Here is a 16,971-nt window from a genome sequence, read left to right on the forward strand (position 1 = left end):
CTTCAAGTTGAATATCATGACAACATGTAATTTATCATGGATCGGAACCTGCAATCAATGGAAAGTTCAGGTTCAAATTCCTCAACAGTTAGCTTGTTTTCGTGTCCCTAATATATCTCATGAGCACTATCCAAATCAATAGCAAATTTCTCCATTATTGCTTCTCATCTTTAGCAGGATCGAGTGCTTTTAAGCTTTCATACATGCGGTCCAAGCGTTCTTCTACTCGCTTGAAAATGGATTCCGGCGTTTCTCCAGTCAAGATTTCCAAACCTTCTTCCACCGTCTTGACGGACCAGATGTGGAAATTCCCTTCCTCCACCGCTTTTACGACGTCATCCTTTAGTCCAAGGTTTTTGACATTTTGATGAGGAATCATGACTCCCTGTTCCCCGGTCAATCCTTTTTCGGCACAAACATAGAAGAAGCCTTCAATCTTCTCGTTTACGCCTCCAATAGGCTGGATCTCCCCTTTCTGGTTCACTGACCCGGTCACGGCAATGCCTTGGCGGATGGGGATGCCTGACAACGACGACAGTAAAGCATACAGCTCGGTACTCGATGCGCTGTCCCCGTCGATCATGCTATAGCTTTGTTCAAAGGAAATGCTGGCCGAAACCGGAAACGGTCGGGTTTGGGCAAACTTTCCGTTGAGATAGCCGCTTAAAATCAACAATCCTTTATCATGAAAGTTCCCGCTTAAAGAAGCTTCCCGCTCAATGCTTAGGATCCCTTTACGGCCTAAATAGGTTTGAACGGTAATGCGATGCGGCTGTCCAAACGCATAGTCCCCCGTTTGCAGCACGGCCAAGCCATTGATCTGCCCCACCTCGGCCCCTTCGGTATGGACCATGAGGGTTCCATCCGCAATCATTTCCCTGATTTTTTCAGAGATGCGATTGGTGCGGTACTCTTGTTCGTCCAATGCTTGACGGACATGAGCCGCTCCGACCACCGGCTGCCCCTCCTGTTCAGCCCAGAAGCTCGCTTCGACCAACACTTTGGCTAAGGTATGAAATTTGGTGGACAGCTTTCGCTGATCCCCGGCGATACGGGAGCTGTAGTTGATGATATGGGCTAGCGCTTCCCGATGGAACGGCAGCAGCGAAGCTTTTTCCGCATACCGCTTCACAAAGCCGGCAAACTCCTGAATATGTTCCGGAGAACGCTCCATGTCCGTATCAAACTCGACCTTTACTTTAAAAATCTTCTGGAAATCCTCATCCCATTGGGCGAGCAAATGATACAGATGCGGATTTCCGACCAAAATGACCTTTACATCCAAAGGAATCGGCTCGGGCTTAATGCCGGCAGAGGAAATTAAGGCCCGTTCCTCCAGCATGTTTTCCATGCGAAGCTCTCTGGTCTTCAAGGCCCGCTTCAGCATCAGCCACGACAACGGATTGGACAAGAGCTCCATCGCCTGCACCAGAAGGTAGCCGCCATTGCTTAAATGCAGCGCTCCCGGCTTAATCATGGTAAAGTCCGTTGCCATGGAACCAAATGCACTTTTATACTCGACTTTTCCGAACAGATTGTAATAGCTCGGATTGGTTTCGAAAACGACCGGGGCTCCCTGTGCTTTGCTTTGGTCTACGAGGATGTTGACCTTATAGCGGTTCAGCTTTTCCTTCGCGTCCCCTTCCAAAAACGGAAACAAGGCCATCTTTTCCGACTTTTCACTGCCTTGGAACAAATGATAGTGTTCAGCTACATCTTTTTGCATCCCTTCCAGGTAATCCAAAACCTTCGGATGATCCGCATAAGATTCTCGAAGCTGCTGAAATAGTTCGTTGGTTTCTTCGCGGGTGGTTTCCTTCTTCAGCTCGTTAAAATCCTCTTCCATCTGCCGTTCAATCAGTTGGATGCGGCGCGCGACCTCTGCGACCTCCGCTTCGATTTCCTTGCCTTTTTGATTAATCTCTTCCCGCATCGACTCGGGCATGGCCTTAAACTCCTCCGGACTTAACGGACGGCCAAAGCGAAGAGGAACCGTAGCCATGCCTTGGGCGGTTTTTTCGATGCCAAAGTTATGGTCTTTCACATATTGCTCCAGCTGCTTCCAGATTTTCTCCATCTGGTCGTTGAAGGATTTATGTACTTCCTTGCGCTTTTTTTCAAACTGTTCGCTGGCGAAGGCTGACCGGATGGTCCGCTCCAGCTCTTTCACCAAATGTTCGATGGCCTGCTTAAACTCACTCGCTTTTCCTGCCGGGAAAGAAAGGGCTAAGGGATGATCCGGGTGCTCAAAATCGTAAACATAACACCAGTCTTGGGGGACGGGCCCCATGCTTGCCACCTCTTGCACTTTCGCTTGAGCATAGGTGCTTTTCCCCGAACCAGAAGGTCCGACAATAAACAAGTTATAGCCTGGCTGCTTTACCTTTAGGCCAAACTCAATGGCCCTCTCCGCTCTTTCTTGGCCAAAGATGACGTCGGTTAACGCCTCAATCTCCTCCGTCGTCTCAAACGGAAAATCCTCTGGCTTGTAAACCCCTTTCAGCTTTTCTGCGGGGACTTTCCACTGGTCACTCATCGTATTCCTCCTTAAAAGAAAAGGCCAGAAAACTGGGCTGATACTAAACGATCATTCTGCGTCAACCAATTTTCCTCGTGCTGTCCAAATAATGTAACGAAGTTATAAATTACAGGACACAAAGAAGCATATCTTTGTACCTGATTGATTCCGTTCTAATCATCGGTCGGCTCGGCAACAGGTTTTTCTTCCGCCAGACTCTGGTGGACGCCTGTCACTTTGTCTAAGGTAAATTTATCGTTTCCGACTGTGATTTCAAGAAGTCCATTTTTGAGCGTGACCGATTGAACGGCTCCGCTTTTCTCCAGCTCACCTAGCTTATAGTCTATCTTTTTCCCGACGAGGGAAAAATAAGCCATCGTATCTTGCAAAAGGTGCTTTTGGTCATGTCCTGCAAAATTCATTTCCTTGATTTCATTCGGATATACGATTCCATCATCGACCTTCAGGAAAATCTTGTCCCCCTGCAGGGATACGCCCTCGACCATCGCCTGCTTGACCACGACAGATCTCTGATTGGTGAGCACATCGACGTTCACCTTTTCATAGGTGATTTCTTTCCCTACCAGATGGGTGTAGTCCATCACATTGAGCTTTTTGTCCGCGACCGCTTCTCTAATTTGATTGACTCCCTCAAGAATCCCAAATGTCGCCGTATTTAAAATTTGGTTGAGATCATTGGATGGCTGCGTGGGGTCTTGATTTTTCAGCTGTTCAATGAGCAGCTTGAAAAAATCGGCTTGTCCCAGCTCTTTTTTGAGCGTACGGCCCTTGCTGTAATAATCTTGGAAGTTCGTTTCGCTAATGACCTTGGACATGTTCAACCACCCTGTTCCTAAGAAAAATGATACCTCCATTATACAGCAAAAAAACTTGGCTCGTCGCCAAGTTTTTTCACTAATGGAACATCTTTAGCCCATGATCGCGGCCATGATCGCTTTTTGCGCATGAAGGCGATTTTCTGCTTCATCAAAAATAACCGAGTGCTTTCCGTCGATCACGCCTGCTGTTACTTCTTCGCCCCGGTGAGCCGGCAAGCAGTGCATGAAGATATAGTCACGATCCGCATGCTTGACAAGCTCTTCGTTGACTTGGAAAGGAGCAAATACTTTTTCCCGTACGGCTTGCTCTTCTTCTTGCCCCATGCTCGCCCAAACATCCGTATAGATAATATCGGCATTCTTTACTGCTTCTACTGGATTGTCAGTAATGGTTACTTGACTGCCGCTGACCGCTGCAAATCCTTTTGCCGTCTCCACCACATCTGCCGCTGGCATATAGTCTTGTGGAGAAGCGATCGCGACGTTCATTCCCAGCTTCGCGCATCCGTTCAATAAAGAGTGAGCCATATTGTTTCCATCTCCGACGTATGTGAGCTTCAAGCCTTTAAGCGAACCTTTTTGCTCGATGATGGTTTGGAAGTCAGCCATGATCTGGCATGGATGGAATTTATCCGTTAAGCCGTTGATTACTGGAATCGAAGCATATTTCGCCAGCTGTTCGACTTTCTCATGCTCGAACGTCCGGATCATGATCCCGTCCAAGTAGCGCGCCAATACCTGTGCTGTATCCGCGATCGGTTCTCCTCTTCCGATCTGCATATCCCGGCTGCTGAAAAACATCCCTTGCCCGCCAAGCTGATACATTCCAACTTCAAAAGAGACCCGTGTTCTCGTGGATGCTTTTTCAAAGATCATTCCGAGTGTTTTGCCTTTCAAAGGCTGATAAGGAATGCCTTCTTTTTGCAATTGCTTAAGTTCTGCGGCCAGGTCTAGCAAATAGGTGAGTTCCTCTGCGCTAAAGTCGGCGAGACATAAAAAGTCTCTTCCTTTCAAATTCACCTGATTGGCTAGCTGCGCTACTTTGGCTTGTGCGTTCATATGTTGACTCGCTCCTTCTGTCTCAAATAGTTTCCGAGATCCAGCGGTTCGGTTGACGTCCCCGCTTTCACTTTGAGATAAGAAGAAAAGGTATCGAGTGAAGTGAAGCAAGGGATATTCAGTTGAACCGCCAATTGTCTCAATTCAAATCCTAATCGGCCTTGCCTGTTCCCCACGGTTGGGGTGTTCACTAACGCTTTAACCTCTTGAGTCGTACAAATTTCCCGCACTCGCTTGGCATCCTCGACGATCTCCGTCACGTTCAGTCCATGGGACTGCAGGTAGGCGGACGTTCCTGGCGTTGCCATAAGGGTTAACCCTTTTAATTCATGGAGGAAAGGAACAAACTCTTCTTTCATCGCATCCGATAAAGAAAGGATGACCAAGTCTCCCTTAGCTAGCGGAGGGCAAATGCCTTCTTTCCAGTGCAGCGCCTTTCCGATCGCTTCTTGCAAATCGGTAGAAAGCCCAATGCTTTCTCCCGTTGACTTCATTTCTGGCCCTAAAGCCGGATCCACACCGCGCAGCTTAATGGTAGAGAAGACGGGGCCTTTGACGGCATAGAAAGGAATGTCTTCTAAAAGTCCCGTTTGCGGGAGCTTTTCTCCCAGCTGGGCTTTCACCGCTAACTCGACCATCGGTACGCCCGTCACTTTGCTGACGATCGGAACCGTACGGGAAGCGCGCGGATTGACCTCAAGCACATAGATTTGTTGATCGGTGATGACCAACTGAATATTGATTAAGCCTTTTGCCTTCATCTCCGCAGCGATTTGATGGGTATAGGCAGTAATGATTTGTTTTTGCTCTGGGCTAACGGATGGAGCTGGGAAAATCGCCATGCTGTCACCGGAATGAACCCCTGCACGCTCAATGTGCTGGAAGATTCCAGGAATCAGGACGTTTTCTCCATCGCAGATGGCGTCGACTTCCACTTCCATACCTGAAACATATTTATCGACTAACAGCGGGAAGCTAAAGGTTGTTTCAGCGAAGTAAGCTTCTAACTCATCCGGCTGATTCAACACTACCATGCCGCGTCCGCCAATCACATAAGAAGGACGGACAAGAACCGGATAGCCCAACGTTTCAGCTGCTTGGTAGGCTTCCTCTTGCGTTTGCACGCTGATCCCTGGGATATGAGGGATGTTCAGCTTTTTCAGCATTTGATAGAACAAGTCTCGATCCTCTACCAAATCAATGGCTTCTACGGAAGTCCCGTAAATGGTCACTCCCATTTTCTCTAACGGTCCTGCTAGATTAACGGCCGTCTGTCCACCGAACTGGACCATAACCCCATTGACGTTTTCCTTTTCAATCACGTTCAGCACGTCGGATAAAGCCAAAGGCTCAAAATACAGCTGGTCTGCCGTGTTGAAATCGGTACTGACGGTTTCAGGGTTGTTGTTGATGACCACCGCTTCCGCTCCCAGCCTGCGGATCGCTTTGGCTGCATGAACCGAGCAGTAATCAAATTCAATTCCCTGGCCAATCCGGATCGGACCAGAACCAAGGACCAACACTTTTTTCTCCGGCTTCGTAACGCTTACTTCGTCGCGACCTTGCCAAGTAGAATAATAGTAAGGCGTTGCCGCTACAAACTCGGCCGCACACGTATCGACCAGCTTATAGCTTGGAGACATCCCCCATTGCTTCCAGCGTCCGCGAACCTCGGATAGTTCTACTCCTGCAAGCTCGGCAATGGTTTCATCCGCAAAGCCCTTGAGCTTCGCTTCTTTTAACAACTCTTCCGGAACGCTGTCCCAGCTATAGGAAGCAATTTCGTTCTCGATTCGCACGATATTTTCGATCGCCTGTAAAAAGAACGGATCGATTTGGGTAATCTGGTGAATTTCCTGTAGGGTCATGCTGCGGCGGAAGGCCTCGGCCACTAAGAAAATTCGCAGGTCTGTCGCTTGATCCAAGCCCAGCTTAAGCTCCTCATCGCTCAAAGTAAGGTTCAGCTTCAAATGATGTACCCCGGTTTCGAGGGAGCGAATGCCCTTCAATAAAGAAGCCTCTAGGTTTCGGTCAATGGACATGACTTCCCCGGTCGCCTTCATCTGCGTTCCTAGCAGACGATCAGCGTGCGGGAATTTATCAAAAGGCCAACGCGGAACCTTGGTTACGATATAATCGATCGCTGGCTCAAAGCTCGCATACGTATAACCTGTAATCGGATTAATGACTTCGTCCAAATGATAGCCAATAGCAAGCTTTGCCGAGATTCTGGCAATCGGGTAGCCTGTCGCTTTTGAAGCTAGCGCACTGGAACGGCTCACCCGCGGGTTCACTTCAATCAGTACATAGCGCTCGCTGTGAGGGTCTAGCGCCATCTGGATGTTACATCCCCCAACAACACCAAGAGCGCGAATGACCTTCGTGGAAACCGAACGAAGCATCTGATATTGACGATCCGTTAACGTTTGAGATGGAGCCACTACGATACTGTCGCCTGTATGGACTCCAACCGGATCGATATTTTCCATGTTACATACGATGATGCACGTGTCATTGCTGTCTCGCATCACTTCGTACTCGATTTCTTTCCAGCCTTTGACGCTTTGTTCGATTAAGATTTGGCGAATCGGGCTGGCTGCCAGTCCGCGCTTCGCCACATTGCGAAGCTCTTCTTCATCGCCGGCAATCCCTCCGCCAAAGCCGCCTAACGTATAAGCCGGACGGACAATGACCGGGTAGCCGATTTCTTCCGCAAAGCTTATCGCTTCTTCCACGGTGTTCACGGTTTTGCTTTCCGGAACGGGTTCGCCGATTTCAAGCATCAATTGTTTAAAATCTTCCCGGTCTTCCCCTTTTTTAATCGTATCCAACGGGGTTCCCAACAGCTTCACTTGATATTTCTCGATAATCCCTGCGTCCGCTAATTCCACCGCCAAATTCAGTCCGGTCTGTCCGCCCAGTGTCGGCAGGATCCCATCCGGCTTTTCCTTCGCAATAATGGCCTCTAGCGACGGAACCGTCAACGGCTCCATATAAATCTTGTCAGCGACTTCTTCATCCGTCATGATTGTCGCCGGGTTGTTGTTCACGAGGATAACCTCGATCCCTTCCTCCCTTAAAGCAAGACAAGCTTGCGCTCCTGCATAATCAAACTCGGCCGCTTGGCCGATGACGATCGGACCTGAGCCGATCACGAGAATTTTCTTGATGTCTTCAAACTTAGGCATATGTCTTTTCTCCTATAGATTGGCATTGCTCAATAAATTGATCGAAGATAAAGTCCGAATCACTCGGTCCCGGGTGTGCTTCCGGATGGAATTGCACGGTCGAGATCGGAAGTGTGCGATGTGCCAAGCCTTCTACCGATTTGTCATTCACGTTAATATATGAAATGTTTAACACGTTTTTATTGACAGACTCTTCTTTCACCATGTAGCCATGGTTTTGAGAGGTAATGTATACTTTGCCGGTTTGCAAATTTTTCACCGGATGGTTCGATCCGCGGTGTCCATACGGCAATCTTCCCGTGTCGCAACCGTAGATCAGCGCGGTCACCTGATGCCCTAAACAAATACCCAGCGTAGGGTAGGCTTCGATCATTTTCTTCAGCTCCGGAAGATGAGCCGTCATTTCCTTCGGATCCCCAGGTCCATTGGATAAAAGGATACCGTCCGGCTGGATCGCGGCGATTTCGTTGAAGCTTACGCTGTAAGGAACGACGGTTACCGCACAGCCTCTGGCGAGTAAGCAATCCAAAATCGATTTTTTATAACCAAAATCGATAAGAGCCACATGAGCGCCGCTGCCTGGATAATATACCGCCTGTTTTGTGGACACTTTCGCTACCTGACCGGTAATCGGTGTGGTATCCGGCTGATCTTGCAGTTCCATTGTAATCTTGGCAAAAACCAATCCTTGCTCGCGAATGATTTGGGTCACCGTGCGCGTATCCACGCCCGTGATGCCTCCCAAGCCAAACTTCTCCGCCATTTCTGCAAGGCCATTCTGGGAAAGGTAATGGCTTGGCTGCTGGCACAGCTCTCCCACCACGAGGCCTTTGCATGCCGGGCGAAGGGCTTCGTGATCGATGTCGTTGATCCCATAATTTCCGATCAATGGGTAGGTAAACGTCACGATTTGCCCGGAGTAAGACGGATCGGTCAGCACCTCTTGGTATCCGCTCATTCCGGTGTTAAAAACCAATTCCCCCTGGCAAGCATCCAAGTTCCCAAATAATGTTCCCTCAAATACATCCCCCGTGCTTAAAACGAGGTATCCTTTCATATCTCAACCGCTCCTTTGTATGCCTGAACCGCTTCTTGTATTTTTTCTACGGCCCATTCCATTTCATGTTGTGTAATTGTAAACGGCGGCAGAATGCGAAGCACCTTCGGTCCTGCAACAAGGGCGAGGATGCCTTCTTCTCTGAGCTGTGCAACTAACGGTCCGACTTCAAACTCAAATTCCACACCAATCATCAGGCCTTTTCCCCGGCCGCCTAATTTCTCCATAAAGTAAGCTCCCTTTTCCTCGATCTCAGGGAGATACTGTTCGACTGCTTCCAGCGTCCCCAGCCCGGCAGCCATCGCCAGCGGGTTTCCGCCAAAGGTGGTTCCATGCGTTCCTGGCCCAAAGGTTTCGGCTAAGAATTCTTTAGCCATCATCGCTCCAACTGGAAAACCGCTGCCTAGCCCTTTAGCCATCGTGATAATATCCGGTTCAATACCATAGTGCTGGTGGGCAAACCACTTTCCCGTCCGGCCAATCCCGGTTTGAACTTCGTCCGCAATCAAAAGCAAGCTATGCTCTTGGCAAAGCTTCGTAATGCCTTCGACCCAAGACGGATCCGCCGGATGAACGCCGCCTTCCCCTTGGATCATTTCCAGCATGATGGCACAGGTTTTATCACTGATCGCTGCCTTTAGAGCCTCTAGATCGTTATAAGGAACCGTCTTGAAACCTTCAGGAAGAGGATCGAATCCGATCTTCACTTTGTCTTGACCCGTCGCCGTTAACGTCGCCAGCGTACGTCCATGGAAGGAGTTTTCAAAAGTGATCACTTCGTATTTGCCTTTTTCGTTTCCATACTTACGAGCCAACTTAATCGCTGCTTCGTTCGCTTCCGCTCCACTGTTGCAGAAAAACACGCGATCGGCACAGCTAATCGAAGTCAGCTTCTCCGCCAGCTCCTCCTGTTGAGGGATCTGGAATAAATTCGAGCAGTGCCAAAGCGTATCCAGCTGCTCGGCTACTTTCGCTTTTACCTGAGGTGGAATATTGCCTAGGGAGGTCACCGCAATCCCGGAAACGAGATCCAAGTACTTCTTGCCCTTGTCATCGAAAAGGTAGTTGCCTTCCCCTTTGACAATACTAATTGGCCATCTCGCATAGTTCGAAAATAAATGACTCACCCTTTACTCCACCTTTCCGGTAATTTTCGTTCCTACTGGTTCTCCTTGGACTGCTCGACTCAAGTTGCTCGGATCAATAATGATCACTTGATCAGCTGCTTTTAAGGCATCCATCGCTGCCTTCACCTTCGGGATCATCCCGCCGGTAATCACTTCGCTTTGAATTAGCTCATTCACTTTCTCTACCGTCAGTTCCGGAATCACTTCTCCGTTTTCCATCACGCCCGGAACATCGGTCACCACGATCAATTGTGAAACCTGCAAAGCCGATGCCACCGCACCTGCTGCCGTGTCGGCATTGATGTTATACGATTGCCCTTGCGGATCGAGTCCAAGAGGAGCAATGACCGGGATATAGCCCATATCGCTGATTTGCTTGACGATTTCCGGCTTGACCTGCTCAATTTGCCCTACATAACCTAGCGGCCCTGGCATTTGCGAAGCTTGGATCAATTGCCCGTCCATTCCGCTTACGCCAAATCCATAGCCTTGCAGGTTTTTGACGATCTGCTTATTCGTCTGGCCGATGAGCACCATCTCTACCACTTGCAGCGTCGCTTCATCGGTCACGCGAAGTCCGTTTATAAATTTCGGTTCGATATTCAAAGATTTCAATGTATTGGAGATCGCAGGACCGCCCCCATGGACGATCACCGGATCGAAGCCGTCTTTTTTTAGTTGAATCAATTCTTCGTAGAAGGACGCCGAAAGATTATCCAGCGTGCTTCCTCCACACTTCAGTACGAACATGGTTCTCTCTCCTTCTTTTCTCCGCTTATGGGAAGACCGGGCTCAACGTTAATCCTGTCGTTTCATCCAACCCAGCCATGATGTTCATGTTTTGCACCGCTTGGCCAGAGGCCCCTTTTACCACGTTGTCGATGACAGACAAGATCACTAAACGGTTCGTCCGAGGATCAACGTGAATCGCGATATCGCAATAGTTCGAGCCATACACTTCTTTCGTTCTTGGATGGCTTCCCTGCGGGCGAATGCGGACAAAAGGCTTTCCTTCATACGTGCTCTGGTAAAGCTCTTGGAAGTCGACTTCCTTGGTAATTGTCGCATACATGGTGCACAGGATTCCTCTGGTCATAGGAACCAAATGAGGCGTGAACGAAATTATCGGATTTTGTTGGTGAATTCGGTTTAAGGTTTGTTCAATCTCAGGCGTGTGCTGGTGCTTCGCTACTTTATAAGCTGCGAGGCTCTCGTTGACTTCTCCATAGTGAGTGGCAAGGGAAGCCGCCCTTCCGGCACCGGATACACCGGATTTGGCATCAATAATGATGGATTTTGGATCGATATACGGCATCGCTGGCGCCAATCCCAAAGCGGAAGCCGTTGGATAGCATCCTGGGTTGGCAATCAGCTGCGCTTGGGCGATTTCTTCCTTAAACCATTCGGGCAATCCGTATACCGCCTGCTTCAAGTAGCTTTCATCAGCGGTCTTTTTTCCATACCAAGTTTCATAAGCATCGGCAGGTAAACGAAAATCTCCGGATAGATCAATCACTTTTCTCCCCGCTTCAAGCAAGGAAGGAACCAGCTTGCTGCTGATCCCGGATGGGGTAGCGATGAATACCCATTCTGCTGTTGCGTTGATATCTATTTCTTCTAGTGGATAGTGTGCAATATTCGTCAGATGAGGAAAGACTTCCGTCATTTCCTTTCCTGCTTGTGAACTAGCAAATAATGAAGTGACATTGGCTTGCGGGTGGTTATGCAAAAGGCGGATCAATTCGATCCCGCTGTACCCTGTAGCCCCGATAATAGATATATTCATATGGATTCTCTCTCCCTATAGCCGTTAATATTTATGAATCATTATACAGGTGTTATTATTTTTATACAATACATTTTATATTATTTTCATTCATCCGATTTCTAGGAATGTCTACCAATCCAAAACATAGAAATGAGATAAGGGGCTTTCGGGGAATTCGTTTGCTTGCACTCGGGCTCCAAGCGAATGGAACTGACCCCTAAGGTCCGCAAACAAAGGAGGTGAAAAGATGAATACATGGTTTTTTAGGTTGGCGGCGATCTATTTTCTGATTGGCGTATTGGCAGGAATGTGCATGTCGATGACAGGCAATTTCAATCTGGTTGGATTTCATGCACACGTCAATCTGCTCGGCTGGGTGTCCATGGCTTTATTCGGTATTATTTATCACTTATTTCCAGCAACGGCTCAATCCGCTTTGTTTAAATGGCACTTCTGGCTGCATAATATCAGTCTCCCCATTATGATGGTCGCTCTCTACCTCGTATTAACCGGCGTAACAGCCGCTGAACCTGCAATCGGAGTGAGTGCAACAGCTCTTGTCATTGGGGTACTATTGTTTGTGATTAATGTGTGGAGAAATGCAAAAGTCTAAAGTTGAGGGGCTGGCCTATTGCAGGTCAGCCCTGAAGTATGTTCGGTTGGTGGTTGTGCCTTGATAAGGAAGATTCATGGACAGAAGAAGCCGCTTGGCTAAGTCGATAGATGAGATCCCGAGAAAATCACGACATTGTCGGTTTTATGCTTGTGCCGCTTGGCTTGCATGATGGGATCCGGAAACCCCTCTTCTTCCTGCTTCTTATTGGTGCGAATCAGCTGGCGCGAATGCTGATCAAAAAATAAGGTTCCATAGATGTTTTTCGATTCAATAATGAGAGCGAAATGTGGGGAAAGGATAAGTGTGTCCAATTGGCAGGTTTGCTTAGCTTGGATGAGGCGGAGATCTTGAAAGAGGGAATAGTCTTTTTCCGGAAGAAAGCTCAGATGATAGTCCAGATTTTGTTCTCCACGGTAGCCAGTCCATCTTTTTTCTAAATTCCTCAAGATTTCTTCACGTTTTGGATGGTTAAGCGGAAGTCTACGCAGCAAAGCCTCTTCCATGAGGATAATGAGGGGGATCGTACGGGGTTTTTTAATCATAATGGGCTCCTTTTCATTGTTATTACGTTTTTACATCGGTACCTATTTTCCTGCTCCATCTGGCATTTTTTTCGAGGGGTCTGGCAAAAAAATGACACAGTCTGGCAAAATTTCCTTCTCCTTTGTCAAATCGCTGATAATTCCAAACTAATTATGGTAATATAGGAATATCGTGCTTTGAAAAGAGGAGGAAACCTACATGTCTATCGATCAATTAGCAATTAATGCGATACGTGCCCTCTCCATCGATATGGTGGAACAGGCCAATTCCGGACACCCGGGAATGCCGATGGGTGCCGCACCCATGGCGTATGAGCTATGGACCAAGCATATGAACCACAACCCAGCCAATCCGGAGTGGGCGAACCGCGACCGTTTTGTGCTTTCTGCGGGACACGGATCTGCACTTCTATACAGTTTGCTTCATCTGACCGGCTATAACCTGCCGATCGAAGAATTGAAAAACTTCCGCCAATGGGGCAGCAAAACGCCAGGTCACCCGGAATACGGACATACACCAGGCGTTGAAGCCACCACCGGTCCGCTCGGACAAGGGGTTGCTATGGCTGTGGGGATGGCCATGGCTGAGGCTCACTTAGCGGCTACATATAATAAAGAAGGATTTAACTTAGTGGATCATTATACATACACGATCTGCGGCGACGGAGATTTGATGGAAGGGGTATCGGCTGAAGCAGCTTCCATGGCAGGTCATATGGGTCTCGGCAAGCTGATCGTCCTCTACGATTCCAACGATATCTCCCTCGATGGAGAGCTCAGCTTTGCCTTTACCGAAAGCGTAGCGAAACGCTATGAATCCTATGGCTGGCAGTACCTTCGCGTCGAAGACGGTAACGACATCGAGGCGATTGGACGAGCCATCGAAGAGGCAAAGAAAGACGTCAATCGCCCTGCTATGATCGAAGTTCGCACCGTCATCGGCTACGGAAGCCCGAACAAGGCAGGAAAATCTGCTGCTCACGGATCTCCATTAGGAAAAGACGAAGTGACATTAACCAAGCAATCCTACGGCTGGGAGCATGAAGCGTTTGACGTTCCAGAAGATGCCCGCGCTCACTTTGCCCAGATCAAGCAAGAATTGCAAAAGAAAGAAGATCAATGGAATCAGCTTTTTGCTAGCTACAAGCAAGCTCACCCTGAATTAGCGCAACAATTTGAGCAAGCCATGAAAGGCGAGCTGCCTGCAGGCTGGGATGCGGACCTTCCCGTATTCGGAACGGATGCGCCAAAAATGGCTACTCGCGAATCTTCCGGTGCCGCTCTGAATGCCATCGCGAAAAACTTGCCGACTTTATTCGGAGGATCTGCGGACCTCGCTTCTTCCAACAACACCACCTTGAAAGGCTTCGATGTCTTCGAGCAAAAGAATTACGCGGGACGCAACGTGTGGTTTGGTGTTCGGGAATTCGCAATGGCTGCCGCATTGAACGGTCTGTCCTTGCATGGCGGTGTCCGTCCGTATGGCGCGACGTTCTTCGTCTTCTCTGACTATTTGCGTCCAGCCGTCCGTTTGTCTGCATTAATGAAGCAACCGGTAATTTACGTTCTAACCCACGACAGTATCGCAGTAGGTGAAGACGGACCTACTCACGAACCTGTGGAGCATCTTCCTTCCCTGCGCGTCATGCCAAACCTGTTGGTGATGCGTCCGGCGGATGCCAATGAAACAATCCAAGCGTATCGCTATGCGATCGAGCAAAAGGAAAACCCTGTGGCGATGGTCTTAACCCGCCAGAAGCTTCCTGTGCTTGAAGGAAGCGCAGAAAAAGCTCGCGAAGGCGTGGCGAAAGGCGCTTATGTCATCGCTGATCCTGCTGATGGTGCCAAGCCGCAAGTTCAATTGCTTGCTACGGGTTCAGAAGTCAGCTTAGCAGTAGAAGCCCAAAAAGCCCTCGCAGCCAAAGGTATCGCAGCTCGTGTCGTCAGCATGCCAAGCTGGGAGCTGTTTGAAAAGCAATCCAAAGAATACAAAGACTCTGTCATCCTTCCTGATGTCAAAGCTCGAGTGGGTATTGAAATGGCCACTCCGCTAGGTTGGGAAAAATACGTTGGAGACCACGGAACCGTCATCGGCATCAATGAGTTCGGTGCCTCTGCTCCTGGAGACCGCATCTTGAAGGAATACGGATTCAGTGTGGAAAATGTAGTGGCGCAAGCGGAGAAGGTTTTAGGGTAAGAGAAAAAGGAGGGTGGACGTATTGTCCGGCCCTCCTTTTTTATTAAGGGAAAAACTTTCCCTTATCTACCGCTTAAACCCTTCCCCCAACACCTCATTCGCATCCGTTACGATCACAAACGCACCCGGATCGGTTTCCTGCACTAACTTCTTCAGCCCGTTCAGTTCATTTTGGGAAACCACGCACATTAATACAGGCCTCTCCTTCTCTGTAAACCCCCCGTATCCGGGTAGTCTTGTCACTCCCCGGTCCAGTTCATAAAGAATCGCCTTCTGGATCTTGTCGAGATTCTCGGAGATAATGAAAGCCATCTTCGATACGCCCAACCCCACCTGGACCACGTCAATCGTCTTCCCTGTGATATAAAGAGATATAAGCGCGTAGAGAGCCAATTCCGGTCCGTAAACGATAGCCGCCGAGATCACAACCATGCCGTCAATCAGCGCCACTGCAATCCCTAGGGAAAGCCCCGTATACTTATGAACGATCTGCGCTACTAAATCCGTGCCCCCTGTGGAGGCATTTCCGCGAAAGACCAATCCTAATCCCAAGCCTACCCCTACCCCGCCGTATAAGGCGGCCAGGAGCGGCTCGTCCGTAATTGTTGGCCACCCTTCCGTCAAAAAGACGAAAAAAGGCAAAATGATCGTTCCAGAGATCGCCTTCACGCCAAACTGTTTACCCAATAACACAAAGCCCAAAGCAATGAGTAAGCCATTGAGCCCCCACTGGGTAAAAGCCGGCCGCCAGCCAAACAAATCCTTTGTGATAATGCTTATCCCACTGACGCCACCCGAGGCAATATTAAACGCATTGAGAAACAAATTAAAGGCCACAGCCACGATAAAAGAGCCTGCAATCAGAAAGACATACTCCCTTGCTAACGTCATCCAAGGAGATTTAAGTTCCATACATATAATCCTATCTTGTAAATTTTTTTATTAAATCCTATTTTATCCGAACCCTCCCCCCATAAACCGCATCCCCCCCTCGTAATATTAAATAGCAAAGACAATTTTCTACATAGGAAAAGGAGAATTCGACATGAATAAACATATGAAACAAGCAACCATGGGGATTTTGGCTGCCAGCTTACTCTTCTCCCACGGAGCTTTTGCTCAAGGGAATCAGGATAAGGGGAAAAACGATAAAGCAACGGTAGAGGCTACTGCTACAGCAGACGCAACTGTAGCCGCTGACGTGGATACCGAAACTACGGAAGATGAAACCACCAATGAAGAGTTCGCAGCAAAGCTAGAGCGCATCAAAACAAAACTTGATCAATTTGCCGCTCAAGATGTTCCCGATCAAGCTCTTGAAGGAAAAGTAGGTTCTATCCAAAACCGTGCTGCCGCTCTTAGCGCTCAACTAGGTGAACTAGCTGAACTTCAGGTGGAAGTACAGGCTTTAGAAGGGGAAGAAGCGGAAGAAGCTGTCAACTCCCTAGCAGCTGTCTATGCTGAGCTTGGCAAGTTAGAAGAAGCTTTAAAGGTTCAACAGGACTATGCAAAAAAATTGCATAAGGAATCTGATGAAAAAATCCTTAAGCAATATAAAGAAATCGGTAAGCTTCTAAAGCAAATGGGCAAGATTGGCGTCAAGGCGCTTGTCAATGGCGAACAACCCGTTATGGATGTAGAACCAACTATCGAAAATGGACGTACCCTCGTTCCTTTCCGTTCCCTAGCTGAAGCTCTAGGAGCCGAAGTAGAATGGAACGCAGAAGACCGTACCGTGACTGTAACCAAAGATGGGGCAACCGTCGTTCTTACCATTGATAGCATGATTGCTACCGTAGACGGAAAGGAATATAAGCTAGACGTTCCTGCTAAGATCAAGAATGGAAGAACCGTGATTCCTTTACGCTTCTTGAGCGAAGGATTGAAAGCAAAAGTATTATGGGAGCAAGAAACTCAAACCGTAGTGGTGATCGGGGATGAGGAAACAGAAGCAACTACTGAAACTACAACTAAAGCTGAAGCTGAGGCTTCCACTGAAACAACTGCAGATACTAATACTGACTCTGATACAGACGCAGACACTAACACAAACGAATAAT

Annotated in this window: 13 protein-coding genes; 3 read left to right on the plus strand and 10 right to left on the minus strand. The window is 48.5% G+C overall.

The window, feature by feature from the left end:
• Positions 1-154: 154 nt before the first annotated feature.
• The 8 genes from ABLT31_RS11740 to argC form a co-directional block, all read right to left on the minus strand.
• Complete coding sequence (locus ABLT31_RS11740; RefSeq protein ID WP_367751698.1) at positions 155-2,536, minus strand: Lon protease family protein; 2,382 nt, start codon at positions 2,534-2,536, stop codon at positions 155-157.
• Positions 2,537-2,691: 155 nt separating this feature from the next.
• Positions 2,692-3,354, minus strand: a complete 663-nt coding sequence (locus ABLT31_RS11745; protein WP_367751699.1) for a flagellar hook capping FlgD N-terminal domain-containing protein — start codon at positions 3,352-3,354, stop codon at positions 2,692-2,694.
• Positions 3,355-3,447: 93 nt separating this feature from the next.
• On the minus strand, positions 3,448-4,416 hold the full coding sequence (gene argF, locus ABLT31_RS11750) for an ornithine carbamoyltransferase (protein ID WP_367751700.1): 969 nt from the start codon (positions 4,414-4,416) through the stop codon (positions 3,448-3,450).
• Positions 4,413-7,604 (minus strand): carbamoyl-phosphate synthase (glutamine-hydrolyzing) large subunit, encoded by a 3,192-nt coding sequence (gene carB, locus ABLT31_RS11755; RefSeq protein ID WP_367751701.1) that lies wholly within the window; start codon positions 7,602-7,604, stop codon positions 4,413-4,415. Before carB ends, argF begins: the two co-directional genes overlap by 4 nt.
• Positions 7,597-8,661, minus strand: coding sequence for a carbamoyl phosphate synthase small subunit (locus tag ABLT31_RS11760; RefSeq protein ID WP_367751702.1), 1,065 nt, complete (start codon positions 8,659-8,661; stop codon positions 7,597-7,599). The genes carB and ABLT31_RS11760 overlap by 8 nt, the downstream gene beginning before the upstream one ends.
• Positions 8,658-9,788 (minus strand): acetylornithine transaminase, encoded by a 1,131-nt coding sequence (locus tag ABLT31_RS11765; protein ID WP_367751703.1) that lies wholly within the window; start codon positions 9,786-9,788, stop codon positions 8,658-8,660. The genes ABLT31_RS11760 and ABLT31_RS11765 overlap by 4 nt, the downstream gene beginning before the upstream one ends.
• A 3-nt stretch (positions 9,789-9,791) precedes the next feature.
• The gene (gene argB / locus ABLT31_RS11770; protein WP_367751704.1) at positions 9,792-10,538 is read right to left on the minus strand and encodes an acetylglutamate kinase; all 747 of its coding nucleotides are present in this window, start codon (positions 10,536-10,538) and stop codon (positions 9,792-9,794) included.
• 25 nt (positions 10,539-10,563) lie between these two features.
• Positions 10,564-11,574: an N-acetyl-gamma-glutamyl-phosphate reductase gene (gene argC / locus ABLT31_RS11775; protein ID WP_367751705.1), complete on the minus strand. Its 1,011-nt coding sequence runs from the start codon at positions 11,572-11,574 to the stop codon at positions 10,564-10,566.
• Between the two features lie 229 nt (positions 11,575-11,803).
• On the opposite strand from argC, the gene ABLT31_RS11780 reads away from it, so the two are divergent.
• Complete coding sequence (locus ABLT31_RS11780; RefSeq protein ID WP_367751706.1) at positions 11,804-12,169, plus strand: cytochrome-c oxidase; 366 nt, start codon at positions 11,804-11,806, stop codon at positions 12,167-12,169.
• 98 nt (positions 12,170-12,267) lie between these two features.
• Here the strand turns inward: ABLT31_RS11780 and ABLT31_RS11785 are convergent, their stop codons facing one another.
• Complete coding sequence (locus ABLT31_RS11785; protein ID WP_367751707.1) at positions 12,268-12,714, minus strand: nuclease-related domain-containing protein; 447 nt, start codon at positions 12,712-12,714, stop codon at positions 12,268-12,270.
• A gap of 199 nt (positions 12,715-12,913) precedes the next feature.
• Here ABLT31_RS11785 and tkt point away from each other — a divergent pair, with 199 nt between their 5' ends.
• Positions 12,914-14,911 carry a transketolase gene (gene tkt, locus ABLT31_RS11790; RefSeq protein WP_367751708.1) on the plus strand — a complete coding sequence of 666 codons (1,998 nt, stop codon included), beginning with the start codon at positions 12,914-12,916 and terminating at the stop codon, positions 14,909-14,911.
• Positions 14,912-14,977: 66 nt separating this feature from the next.
• Here tkt and ABLT31_RS11795 read toward each other — a convergent pair whose 3' ends face one another.
• On the minus strand, positions 14,978-15,823 hold the full coding sequence (locus ABLT31_RS11795) for a YitT family protein (RefSeq protein WP_367751709.1): 846 nt from the start codon (positions 15,821-15,823) through the stop codon (positions 14,978-14,980).
• Positions 15,824-15,956: 133 nt separating this feature from the next.
• Between ABLT31_RS11795 and ABLT31_RS11800 the strand changes: the two genes are divergently transcribed.
• Positions 15,957-16,970 (plus strand): copper amine oxidase N-terminal domain-containing protein, encoded by a 1,014-nt coding sequence (locus ABLT31_RS11800; RefSeq protein WP_367751710.1) that lies wholly within the window; start codon positions 15,957-15,959, stop codon positions 16,968-16,970.
• The last annotated feature ends 1 nt before the right edge of the window (position 16,971 follow it).

The organism is Ammoniphilus soli (genome assembly GCF_040813775.1).

What these genes read in the sequence shown, in the direction of transcription:
- ABLT31_RS11745 (WP_367751699.1), bottom strand. Translation starts at nt 3,354, where the DNA reads ATGTCCAAGGTCATTAGCGAAACGAACTTCCAAGATTATTACAGCAAG.
- ABLT31_RS11780 (WP_367751706.1), top strand. Translation starts at nt 11,804, where the DNA reads ATGAATACATGGTTTTTTAGGTTGGCGGCGATCTATTTTCTGATTGGC.
- ABLT31_RS11785 (WP_367751707.1), bottom strand. Translation starts at nt 12,714, where the DNA reads ATGATTAAAAAACCCCGTACGATCCCCCTCATTATCCTCATGGAAGAG.
- argB (WP_367751704.1), bottom strand. Translation starts at nt 10,538, where the DNA reads ATGTTCGTACTGAAGTGTGGAGGAAGCACGCTGGATAATCTTTCGGCG.
- argF (WP_367751700.1), bottom strand. Translation starts at nt 4,416, where the DNA reads ATGAACGCACAAGCCAAAGTAGCGCAGCTAGCCAATCAGGTGAATTTG.
- carB (WP_367751701.1), bottom strand. Translation starts at nt 7,604, where the DNA reads ATGCCTAAGTTTGAAGACATCAAGAAAATTCTCGTGATCGGCTCAGGT.
- ABLT31_RS11800 (WP_367751710.1), top strand. Translation starts at nt 15,957, where the DNA reads ATGAATAAACATATGAAACAAGCAACCATGGGGATTTTGGCTGCCAGC.
- tkt (WP_367751708.1), top strand. Translation starts at nt 12,914, where the DNA reads ATGTCTATCGATCAATTAGCAATTAATGCGATACGTGCCCTCTCCATC.
- ABLT31_RS11740 (WP_367751698.1), bottom strand. Translation starts at nt 2,536, where the DNA reads ATGAGTGACCAGTGGAAAGTCCCCGCAGAAAAGCTGAAAGGGGTTTAC.
- ABLT31_RS11760 (WP_367751702.1), bottom strand. Translation starts at nt 8,661, where the DNA reads ATGAAAGGATACCTCGTTTTAAGCACGGGGGATGTATTTGAGGGAACA.
- ABLT31_RS11795 (WP_367751709.1), bottom strand. Translation starts at nt 15,823, where the DNA reads ATGGAACTTAAATCTCCTTGGATGACGTTAGCAAGGGAGTATGTCTTT.
- argC (WP_367751705.1), bottom strand. Translation starts at nt 11,574, where the DNA reads ATGAATATATCTATTATCGGGGCTACAGGGTACAGCGGGATCGAATTG.